Origin of the sequence: Methylobacterium sp. WL116 (assembly GCF_008039455.1) — a bacterium.
GTDB lineage: Bacteria > Pseudomonadota > Alphaproteobacteria > Rhizobiales > Beijerinckiaceae > Methylobacterium.
Genome location: NZ_VRUV01000123.1, coordinates 1 through 10,331, shown reverse-complemented (window position 1 = coordinate 10,331; position 10,331 = coordinate 1). Strand labels below are relative to the sequence as shown.

11 protein-coding genes are annotated in these 10,331 nt (G+C 70.6%); 4 read left to right on the top strand and 7 right to left on the bottom strand.

Features of this window, described 5'->3' with window-relative positions; genetic code table 11:
* Positions 1–54: 54 nt before the first annotated feature.
* Positions 55–681 (bottom strand): YceI family protein, encoded by a 627-nt coding sequence (locus FV223_RS11625; RefSeq protein WP_147727195.1) that lies wholly within the window; start codon positions 679–681, stop codon positions 55–57.
* A gap of 176 nt (positions 682–857) precedes the next feature.
* On the opposite strand from FV223_RS11625, the gene ruvA reads away from it, so the two are divergent.
* The 3 genes from ruvA (at position 858) to bfr (ending at position 2,530) form a co-directional block, all read left to right on the top strand.
* Positions 858–1,475: a Holliday junction branch migration protein RuvA gene (gene ruvA / locus FV223_RS11620; protein ID WP_147727194.1), complete on the top strand. Its 618-nt coding sequence runs from the start codon at positions 858–860 to the stop codon at positions 1,473–1,475.
* Positions 1,476–1,705: 230 nt separating this feature from the next.
* Positions 1,706–1,984 carry a (2Fe-2S)-binding protein gene (locus tag FV223_RS11615; RefSeq protein ID WP_147727193.1) on the top strand — a complete coding sequence of 93 codons (279 nt, stop codon included), beginning with the start codon at positions 1,706–1,708 and terminating at the stop codon, positions 1,982–1,984.
* Between the two features lie 48 nt (positions 1,985–2,032).
* A complete protein-coding gene (bfr, locus tag FV223_RS11610) occupies positions 2,033–2,530 on the top strand; it encodes a bacterioferritin (RefSeq protein ID WP_147727192.1) in 498 nt (165 codons plus the stop codon).
* Positions 2,531–2,576: 46 nt separating this feature from the next.
* Here bfr and FV223_RS11605 read toward each other — a convergent pair whose 3' ends face one another.
* The gene (locus tag FV223_RS11605) at positions 2,577–3,206 is read right to left on the bottom strand and encodes a pyridoxamine 5'-phosphate oxidase family protein (protein WP_279604016.1); all 630 of its coding nucleotides are present in this window, start codon (positions 3,204–3,206) and stop codon (positions 2,577–2,579) included.
* 255 nt (positions 3,207–3,461) lie between these two features.
* Here FV223_RS11605 and FV223_RS11600 point away from each other — a divergent pair, with 255 nt between their 5' ends.
* The gene (locus FV223_RS11600) at positions 3,462–4,454 is read left to right on the top strand and encodes a nitronate monooxygenase family protein (protein WP_147727191.1); all 993 of its coding nucleotides are present in this window, start codon (positions 3,462–3,464) and stop codon (positions 4,452–4,454) included.
* Here FV223_RS11600 and FV223_RS11595 read toward each other — a convergent pair.
* The 5 genes from FV223_RS11595 to FV223_RS11575 all read right to left on the bottom strand — a co-directional run bounded on the left by FV223_RS11595 (position 4,439) and on the right by FV223_RS11575 (position 10,300).
* Positions 4,439–5,638, bottom strand: a complete 1,200-nt coding sequence (locus FV223_RS11595; protein ID WP_147727190.1) for a GGDEF domain-containing protein — start codon at positions 5,636–5,638, stop codon at positions 4,439–4,441. The genes FV223_RS11600 and FV223_RS11595 overlap by 16 nt on opposite strands.
* 177 nt (positions 5,639–5,815) lie before the next feature.
* A complete protein-coding gene (locus tag FV223_RS11590) occupies positions 5,816–7,114 on the bottom strand; it encodes an HlyC/CorC family transporter (protein ID WP_147727189.1) in 1,299 nt (432 codons plus the stop codon).
* Positions 7,115–7,227: 113 nt separating this feature from the next.
* Positions 7,228–8,487 (bottom strand): glycosyltransferase family 87 protein, encoded by a 1,260-nt coding sequence (locus FV223_RS11585; protein WP_147727188.1) that lies wholly within the window; start codon positions 8,485–8,487, stop codon positions 7,228–7,230.
* A gap of 81 nt (positions 8,488–8,568) precedes the next feature.
* Entirely contained in the window at positions 8,569–9,687 is a 1,119-nt protein-coding gene (gene aroB / locus FV223_RS11580; RefSeq protein ID WP_147727187.1) for a 3-dehydroquinate synthase, read from the bottom strand.
* Positions 9,688–9,694: 7 nt separating this feature from the next.
* Positions 9,695–10,300 carry a shikimate kinase gene (locus FV223_RS11575; protein ID WP_147727186.1) on the bottom strand — a complete coding sequence of 202 codons (606 nt, stop codon included), beginning with the start codon at positions 10,298–10,300 and terminating at the stop codon, positions 9,695–9,697.
* Between the last annotated feature and the right edge of the window lie 31 nt (positions 10,301–10,331).

The window sequence follows — 10,331 nt, the reverse complement described above, 5'->3', positions numbered from 1 at the left end:
GGGCCGGGCGCCGCGCGGATCGCGGCGGCGTTGGCCAAGCTCGGCTGAGGCCGATCAGTTCACCGCCTTGAACTCGCCTTCGAGGCGCAGGACGACCTCGTCGCCGAGCATCGGCAGGTAGGCGTCGATGCCGAAGTCCGACCGCTTCAGCACGGCGCGGCCGTCGAAGCCGACGGTGTAGGCCTTGTCGACGGGATGGATGCCGGCCTGGTTGAAGGTCGCGTCGAAGGCGACCGGCTTGGTGACGCCGCGCAGCGTCAGGTCGCCGGTGACGCGCGCCGTGGTCGGGCTCGTCGCCTCGACCGCGGTGGCGGCGAAGGTCGCGCTCGGGAACTTCGCGGTGTCGAAGAAGTCGGGCGCCTTGAGATGCGCGTCGAGCTTCGGGTTCACGCCGGTGATGCTGTCGGTGCCGATCGTGACCTTGAGCCGGATCTTGGTCGCGTCCTTGGGGTCGAGGGTCGCGTCGCCGGTGACGTCGGTGATCTGCCCGTAATAGGTCGAGAAGCCGAGATGGCTCAGCGACCAGGTGATCTTGGCGTGGTCGGGATCGAGGCGGTAGGTGCCCGGCCGGACCTGCGTCGGGTCGGCGCTGGGGGCAGTCGCGGTGTCGGCGGCCCGCGCCGGCGAGAGGGCGAGCGTCTGGGCGAGTGCCAGGGCGAGGAGAAGCAAGGGTCCGCGCATCGGGATCGCCTGGGTTGTAACCGACCGTTTCCCTGCCCTGATCCCACGAAGCTCGGCCGCTCTCAAGACTGGCCTGCAGAAAGACTCGCCACGCTTCGCCGGATGGCGGCGATGCGCGGCATTCTGTAGGCAGCGGACGGCACGCTGGACGCGGCAGCGCGAATGATCGGGATTTCATGATCGGGAAGCTCAAGGGCGTGGTCGATTCCTACGGCGGGGATTTCGTCCTGCTCGACGTCCAGGGAGTCGGGTACGAGGTGCATTGCTCGGCGCGCACGCTTCAGCGCCTGCCGAAGCCCGGCGAGCCGGCCGTCCTTTCGATCGAGACGCATGTCCGCGAGGACATGATCCGCCTCTACGGCTTCCGCTCGGATGCCGAGCGCGAGTGGTTCCGCCTGCTCCAGACCGTGCAGGGCGTCGGCTCCAAGGTCGCCCTCGGGCTGCTCTCGGTGCTGGAGCCGCCTCAGCTCGCCTCGGCGATCGCCACGGGCGACAAGACCGCCGTCGCGCGTGCGCCCGGCGTCGGCCCGCGGCTGGCCGCCCGGCTGGTGGCCGAACTCAAGGACAAGGCGCCGGCCTTCGCGCCGATCGATCCGGCACTCATCGCCTTGTCGGGCGCGGTCGAGAACCGCTCCGCGCCCCAGCCCGTCGCCGACGCGATCTCGGCGCTGGTCAACCTCGGCTACGCCCAGCTCCAGGCCTCGGCCGCGGTCGCCGCTGCCTTGAAGGCTGGCGGCGAGGACGCCGAGGCGAAGGTTCTCATCCGGCTCGCGCTGAAGGAGCTGGCGCAATAGGGAGCCGCGAAACGCGACGACGCGATCCAATCGTGCGCTCGTGATCGCCGGAGCCTTGACCCATACGGTGCCGGATGGCATGTGGCGTTCGCTAACACGTTGAAAACGCTTAGTTTTCAAGAGTTCTAAACTGGCGACGGTCGAGGACCGGGACGACGCACGGCGAGCGCTCTCGAACGATTCGAGGGCGTCGAAGGAAACGAGCCTCCAGCCATCGGGTTTTGGATCGTATGATCGTCTGTTCCTGCAACGTCCTCTCGGATGGCGCCGTGCGCGGGTGTCTCGGCCCGGGTTCTGGCTGCCCACGCACGCCGGCCCAGGTCTACGCCTGCCTCGGCTGCAGCCCGAAATGCGGGCGTTGCGCCCGCACGATCCGCTCGATCATGCAGAACGCCCTCGCCGCCGCGGCGCTCGAGGCGGGACAGGACGCCCATGCCTGCGCGACGGGTTGCGCAACCGGCTGCAGTTTGGGAAAGGTCCAGCCTGCAGAGGAGGGGATCGCCGCCTGAGGCGTAGCCCGGCTTTTCCCTCGCACGGCCAAGGGGAGAACGGGTTTCATGAAGGGCGACATCAAAGTCATCGAGTATCTCAACCGCGGCTTGCGCAGCGAGCTGACCGCTGTGAGCCAGTACTGGCTCCACTTCCGGATGCTCAACGACTGGGGCTACATCGACCTCGCCAAGTTCTGGCGCAAGGAATCGATCGAGGAGATGAACCACGCAGACCGGTTCGTCGACCGGATCCTGTTCCTCGACGGCTTCCCCAACCTCCAGGAGCTCGATCCCCTGCGGATCGGCCAGAACGTCGAGGAGATCATCGCCTGCGATCTCGCCGCCGAGTGCGAGGCCCGCGCGCTCTACCTCGAAGCCGCCAAGTACTGCGATTCGATCAACGACCGGGTGTCGAAGCGCCTATTCGAGGATCTGGCCGAGGACGAGGAAGGCCACATCGACTTCCTCGAGACCCAGCAGGAACTGATCCGCCAGATCGGCCTGCCGCTTTACGCCCAGCGCCACGTCGGCGGCCTGGAGCCGATCGCCCCCGAAGCCGAATGAACGGGATGCGGGATCGCCGGGGACCTCCGGCGATCCCGCGCGATGCTCAGTAGAGCCGGGTGCGGTAGGCCTCCTCGGTCGAGCGCTCGGCATCGGCGACGCTCACGGTGCCGGTCTGCTCGGCGAGGATGCGCCCGAGGCTCGGGAAGCTCTTGCGCTCGACCTGCGCCTCCGGCGACCACAGCTTGGCCCGCATCAGCGCCTTGGCGCAGTGGAAGAACACCTCCTCCACCGCGACGCGCAGACCCGTCACCGGGACCTTGCCCTGGGCGACCAGGGGCGCGAGCATCTCGGCCGACGTGACCAGCGCCGCGCGCCCGTTCACCCGCAGCGTCTCGTCGATGCCCGGCACGAAGAAGATCAGCCCGACCCCGGGATTGCCGAGCACGTTGCCGAAGCTGTCGACGCGGTTGTTGCCGCGGCGGTCCGGGATCAGCAACGTCGCGTCGTCGAGGATCCGGACGAAGCCGGGAGCGTCGCCGCGCGGGCTCGCGTCGGCCCGGCCTTCCGCGTCCATCGAGGCGAGCACCAGGAAGGGCGAGAGCGCGATGAAATCGCGCGCGAAGTGATCGAGCCGCGGGAGCACCTTGTGCTCGGCCATCGGCCTGATCGCGCCGACATGCGTGCGCAACGCCTCGGGAACGCCGAGAATCGTGTCGTCGATCGTCCCGCTCAAGCGGCATCCTCCGGGTTCGGGCCGTCGCGGCCCTCTGACATGGCCTCGAGCCGGCCGGCACGCGCGATCGCCGCGCGAGACCGGACCGGCTCCGACCGAGCCTGCACCTCGGCCCCGGGCTGCACAACCCGCGCCACGGCCTGGCGACGGCCGACGCCGGTGTCCGTCGATGTCGTCGGCAAACCTGCATCGGAGCCTTGACGGCGCGACCGCCCGGCCCTTGATCCTCGCCGCGACGATCGAGAGGCAGGGCGCATGATCGAATCCGCATCGAACGAACGGCTGCCCCCGGCGCTGCGCGGCACGCTGGCCCTGCCGGTGATCGCCGCGCCGCTGTTCATCGTGTCGGAGCCCGACCTCGTAATCGCCCAGTGCCTGTCGGGCATCGTCGGGTCGTTTCCAGCGCTGAATGCCCGGCCGGCCGAACGCCTCGACACCTGGCTGTCGCTCATCACCGGCACGCTCGCCGCGGCGCGGGCGGCCGAGCCGACGCGGCGGATCGCGCCGTTCGCGGTCAACCAGATCGTCCACGCCTCGAACGACCGGCTGGCCCGGGACGTCGCCGCCTGCGTCGCCCACGCGGTCCCGATCGTCATCACCTCACTCAGGGCGCCCGACGCCGTGGTGCGGCCGATCCACGGTTACGGCGGCGTGGTGTTCCACGACGTCACCACCGTCCGGCACGCGGAGAAGGCGCTGGAGGCCGGCGTCGACGGGCTGATCCTGGTCTGCGCCGGCGCGGGCGGGCATGCCGGCACGCTGAGCCCATTCGCCCTGCTCGGCGAGGTGCGGCGCTTCTACGACGGGCCGATCATCCTGTCGGGGGCGATCACCACCGGCAGCGCGATCCTCGCCGCACAGGCGATGGGCGCCGACCTCGCCTACATGGGCACGCGCTTCATCGCGACGGCGGAGGCCAACGCCGCCGACGGCTACAAGGCGATGATCGCGGAAAGCGCGGCCGCCGACATCCTCTACACCCCGTTCTTCACCGGCGTGCCCGGAAACTACCTGAGCCCCAGCATCCGCGCCGCCGGGCTCGATCCCGAGAGCCTGCCGGATGTCGACAAGAGCGCGATGAACTTCGGCAGCAGCCGGGCGAAGCCGTGGCGCGACGTGTGGGGTGCCGGCCAGGGCGTCGGGACGATCGCGGACGCGCCGCCCGTGGCGGACGTGGTCGCACGGCTCGCGCGCGAATACGCGGCTGCCCGCGCACGCCTGGGGGCCGCAGCCTACTCGGCTGCCTGAGGCCAAGGCAGTCGCCGATTTCGGGCGGCCTGCACATCCGGACCGTCCGCCTCGGCCAGTTCCGTCCGGCTGCGGCCGTTGCGCTTGGCGCGGTAGAGCGCGAGGTCGGCCCGGCGCATCAGGTCGTCGAAACGCTCATGTCCCGGCGTGCTCACCGCCACGCCGATGCTGCAGCTGACCTCGAGGTGCGGCAGCGTCGGCAGGCGCAGGGCGGCGAAGGCGCGGCCGAAGCGGACCGCCTCGCGCCGGGCGGCCTCCGGGGTCTGGACCGGGATCAGGCACGCGAACTCCTCGCCACCGAGCCGGCCGAACGCGCGATCGCCCGGCAGCAAGGCCCGCCCCAGGGCGCAGAAACCGACCAGCACCCCGTCGCCGACCGCGTGGCCGTAGGTGTCGTTCACACGCTTGAAGTGATCGAGGTCGAACAGCAGCAGCGCGCTCGGCAAGGGCCGCGCCAGCATCGCCTCGGCCTCCAGCACGAAGGCGCGGCGGTTGGCGATGCCGGTCAGCGGATCGACCGATGCGGCGAGCCGCTGTGCCCGCTCGGCCCGCTCCTTGGTCAGCGCCATGAAGGTGAAGGCGATGGCGATCGTGAACAGCATCGCGGCAAAGCACAGGATCGCGACCCAGCGCGATTGCAGGGCGTCTGGGCTGGTCGGCAGGGGGGCGAGGAAGGCTGCGGGGATCCGAACCGCGTAGCAGAGCCCGTAGATGCACAGCAGGATCATCGCGGGGTAGCGCGAGACCAGCCGTTCCGCCCGGCCGCGCCAGATCTCGTAGGCGCTCGCCGCGCAGAAGAGGGTTGCGATCGACGAGGCAAGGACGACCCGCGCCGCGATCGAGCCGTAGAACGCCGGGACGAGGCAGGCCGCCGCGAAGGCGCCGCCGCTCAGGATCGCGATCGACAGGCGCAGGCTCCGCCCCTCGAAAGCCCGCACGCCGCTCCAGATCAGACCGTAGGCGGCGATCATCATCGCGTTGGCGACGCCGATGGAGAGCCAGTCGGGGATCGTGCCGCGCAGGGCCAGCCCGCCGGAGGCGATCGCGCCGACGAGGTGCGCGACGCCCCAGATCGCGAGGGCGTGCGTCCGACGTGCCTGGACCCACGACAGCACGAAGAGCACGCCCACGAGGAACGTGAGGACGAAGGTCACCAGTAGAAGGGTCGCGATGTCGAGACGCATGGTCCGCTTGACGTCTCCCGACGATCACTCCGATGGCCGAGACCACACATGTGATACGGCACCCGAAACTGAGCACAACATCAAACTAGAGCATAAACAACATCTAAACGCCCGTATCAGACCTGACTGATATCAAAACTCCATAACATAGGTTATCGGGATGACGGGCCAAATCCTTCATCCGTCGCCACGCTTGCTCCCCGTCGGCTCCAGCGGCGTGATCCGCAGGGTCGTGATGCGATTCTTCGCCTTGCGCAGGACCTGGAAGCGGAAGCCGTGGAAGTTGAAGGCGGTTCCCTGGTCGGGGATGGCGCGCGCCTCGTGGATGACGAGCCCGGCGATGGTGGTCGCCTCCTCGTCCGGCAGGTTCCAGTCCATCGCCCGGTTGAGGTCGCGGATCGGCACGCCGCCGTCGACGTTGACCGAGCCGTCGCCCTGCGGCCGCACGCCCGAGACGGTGACGTCGTGCTCGTCGGCGATGTCGCCGACGATCTCCTCCAGGATGTCCTCCAGGGTGATGAGGCCCATCACCTCGCCGTACTCGTCGACGACGAGGGCGAAGTGGGTCTTCTTCGAGAGGAAGGCCTTGAGCTGGTCGCGCAGGCTGGTGGTGTCCGGCACGAACCAGGTCTCGAGCGCCAGCGCCTCGACCTTGAGGCCGGACGCGTCGCCGCCGGCCGCGTCGAGGGCCCGGAGCAGGTCCTTGGCATGCAGCACGCCGACGACGTTCTCCGTGGTGCCGCGCCACAGCGGCATCCGTGTGTAGGGCGAGGCCAGCACCTCGCGCACGATCTCCTCGGAGGGCAGGTCGGCGTTGATGATCCGCATCTTGGTGCGGTGGACCATCACCTCCGAGACCGAGAGGTCGTTGAGGTCGAGCAGGCCGCCGAGCATGTCGCGCTCGGCCTTGGCCACCCCGCCCTCGCGGTGCAGCAGCGCGACCTGCCCGCGGATCTCCTCGGTCGGTGACAGGATCGACTGGTGGTCGCCGATCGTGACGCCAAACGGGCGCAGCATCAGCCGCACCAGGCTCTCGATCGCGAGCGCCGCCGGGCCCATCACCGTGACCGCGAAGGCGACGGGGCGGGCCATCATCAGGGCCGCCTTGTCGGGCTTCGAGATGGCGAGCGTCTTCGGCAGCACCTCGGCGAAGACGATCACCAGCACCGACATGCCGACGGTGGCGTAGATGACGCCGCTCTTGCCGAAGACCGCGGTCAGCACGCTCGTCATGAAGGCGGAGGCGCCGATCGCGACGATGTTGTAGCCGATCAGCATCGCGCCGATGAAGCGCTCGCGGATCGCCAGGATGCGGTTGACGATGCCCGCCCGCGCATCCCCCGCCTCCTCCAGGGAATGCATCCGCGCGCGGGACGCGGCGGTGAAGGCGGTCTCCGCGCCCGCGAAAAAGGCCGAGAGCAGCAGCGAGATCACGACGATGCTCGCGGCCAGCCAGAGGTCGGTGTGGGTTTCCATCGCGCCGGGTTTTCGAGCTCATGCCGTCGCGGCAGGCTCGGGATCGAGGCGCGACGGCGACATCCCTCATAGGGGATTCGGCGCCGGATTGCCCTATCGCCGGGCGCGTAGGGTCAGGATTTGGCCGGCACCGCCGGTCCCAGGCGCGGCACGGGGCGCGGCAGCGCCCGCGCGGCGATGCAGGCGAGCGTCGCGAGGCCGAGGAGGAAGCCGAAGGGGAGGCTCGTCGCCGCCATCGCCGGGCGCAGCAGCGCGACGAAGGGGGCGGCGAGCATCAAGGCCCGCTCGCGGTCGTGCAGGCCGCCGGCGCGGTGGGCGGCGATCGCGAGGAGGATCGTCGCCGGAACCAGAGGGACGAGGTCGTAGACCGGCACGTAGGGCGAGACCATCGGAGCCGCGGCGAGCAACGTCGCGGCGCGCAGGCCGAGGTCGCCGTTGCCGGCCCAGACCCGCCAGGCGACCGCGAGCGCCGCGAGGCTCGCGCCGATCTGCAGCGTCCAGGCCGCTGCGAACGAGCCGCCGGCCAGCCGGACCGCGCCGAAGGCGCTGGCGTTGAGATCGAGGCCGGCGCCGGCCTCCTGCAGGATGATCCGGTTGGTCTCCGACAGGCTCGCGACGAAGGCCTGCCAGGGCGCGAGCCCGAACAGGACGACCGAGGCGAGGCACAGGGCCAGCGCCGTGGCGAGGCAGGCGGCGAGCGCCTGTCGGCGGCCCGTCATGAGCAGCAGGAACGGCGCCAGCGCTGCGAGTTGCGGCTTGTAGGCGACGAGCCCGAAGCAGAGACCGGCGAGCCAGGGCCGCCGGTCGACCAGCATCGCTCCGAGCGTCAGCAATCCAGCGGTGACGAGGCCGTTCTGGCCGTACGCGAGATTGCAGAGCACCAGCGGGTGCGCGAGCCCGATCAGTACCGCGTCGCGCCGCCCGGTCGCACGGTGGAGCGCAGCGGCGAAGATCGCGAGCGAGAGGGTGATCCAGACGAGGAAGGCCCCTTGCGGGCTCAGCAACGCAAGGGGGGACGCCGCCAGAAGGAACACCGGCGGGTAATGCCACGCGAACCGGCATTCCGGCCCGAAGGCCGCAGCGAGGTTCTGAAGGTGCACCGGCAGGTCGTAGGCCTCCGTCGCGCGTCCGCCCAGCGCCGTCCGGCCGACCACCCAGACCTGGGCAAGATCGCTGCCCATCACGTCGCCGAGCCAGTTGTGGCGCGGATCGGGTCCGGTGCCGAAGGCGAGGTAGGCCAGCGCTAGGATCGTCGGAACCAGGAATGCGGCGGCCAGGCGCGCGAAGCGGAGCAGGCCGGCATCGTCGGCGAGACGTTCCCGCAGGCTGGCCGCGAAGCGCTCCGACGCGCTGACACCCTGCGACGCGCCCATGGTCCGACCCGAATCCTGGCCGAGCGCCAGCGCGGCGACGATAGGGCCGCGAGGTTCCGCCGCGGTTAATGCGGATCGGGCTCAGCCGGCCCGCAGCTCGTCCTGCAGGAAGGCGCGCACCGCGTCCCGCTCGATTCCCGGCGCGATGAAGCTCCGGCCGATGCCGCGGGCGAGGATGAAGGTCAGCGCGCCATCCTTCACCTTCTTGTCCTGCGCCATCGCGTCGAGCAGCGCGTCGGCGTCGCCGCAGCCGCCGGGCACGGCCTGGAGGGTGGTCGGCAGGCCGGCGAGCGCGAGGTGGTTGGCGACGCGGCCCGCATCCTGGCCCGCGCACAGGCCGAGACGGGCCGAGAAGCGGAACGCCAGCGCCAGCCCGATCGCGACGCCCTCGCCGTGGACGAGGCGGGCCGACTCGTAGCCGGTGAGGCGTTCCAGCGCGTGGCCGAAGGTGTGGCCGAGATTCAAGAGGGCGCGCTCGCCGTCCTCGCGCTCGTCGCGGACGACGACGCCGGCCTTGGCGCAGCAGCAGATCGCCACCGCCTCGTCGCGCTCCGGCCCGCCGGAGAAGATCCCGCGCCAATGGGCCTCGCACCAGTCGAAGAAGCCGGCATCGCCGATCAGCCCGTACTTGGCGACCTCGGCGTAGCCCGCCCGCATCTCGCGCTCCGAGAGTGTGTCGAGGGTCGCGGTGTCGGCGAGCACGAGGCGGGGCTGGTGGAAGGCGCCGATCAGGTTCTTGCCGAGCGGCGAATTGATCCCGGTCTTGCCGCCGACCGAGGAATCGACCTGGGCGAGCAGGCTCGTCGGCACCTGCACGAAGCGCACGCCGCGCCGCAGGGTCGCCGCGGCGAAGCCCGCGAGATCGCCGACGACGCCGCCGCCGAGGGCGACCACGAGGTCGCCGCGCTCGACCTTGTGGGCGAGCAGGCCGTCGCAGACCGACGCGTAGGTCGCGTAGGATTTCGAGGCCTCGCCCGGCGCCACCGCGACGAGTGCGGAGCGCAGGCCCGCTTCCTCCAGGCTCCTCCGCAGGGCGTCGCCGTAAAGCGAAGCCACGGTCTCGTCGCTGACGATCACCGCCGCCTTGCCGCCCAGCGCCGCCACGCGCGCGCCGGCGCCGGCGATGAGGCCGCGCCCGATCAGGATGTCGTAGTCGCGGCCCCGGTCGAGGGGGACGTGGACGGCGAGGGGCTCGGTCATGACAGCTTCACTGCGCGGCGACCGCGCGGCTCTCGTCCGGCGGGTTGAGGTAGGCGTCGAGGGCTTCGAGCACGTCCTGCACGACGCGGTCGTGGGCGACGTCGCGGGACAGCGCGGTCACGTCGGAGGCGGCATAGACCGGATGGCGCAGGTCCATCAGGTCGCGCATGGTCCGCTCGGGATCCTCGGTCTGGAGCAGCGGGCGGTTGCCGCGCTTGCGCACCCGCCGCATCAGCACGTCGAGCTCGGCCTTGAGCCAGACCGACACGCCCGATTCCGCGATCCGCGCGCGGGTCGACTCGCGCATGAACGCGCCGCCGCCGGTGGCCAGGACCAGAGGCCCCGCCCGCAGCAGGCGCGAGATCACGCGCTCCTCGCCGTCGCGAAAGCTCGGCTCGCCGTAGATCGCGAAGATGTCGGGGATGGTCAGGCCGGCGGCCGCCTCGATCTCGATGTCGGCGTCCTTGAAAATCAGGCCGAGCCGGCTCGCGAGGCGGCGGCCGACGGTGCTCTTGCCCGCTCCCATCAGGCCCACGAGCACGATCGAGCGCGAGCCGAGGGCCCGGCGCAGGCGCGCTTCGATCGGATCGCCCATCGGCTCGGGCGTGGTCATCGGGCGGGGCTCGGCATGGACGGCAAAGGGC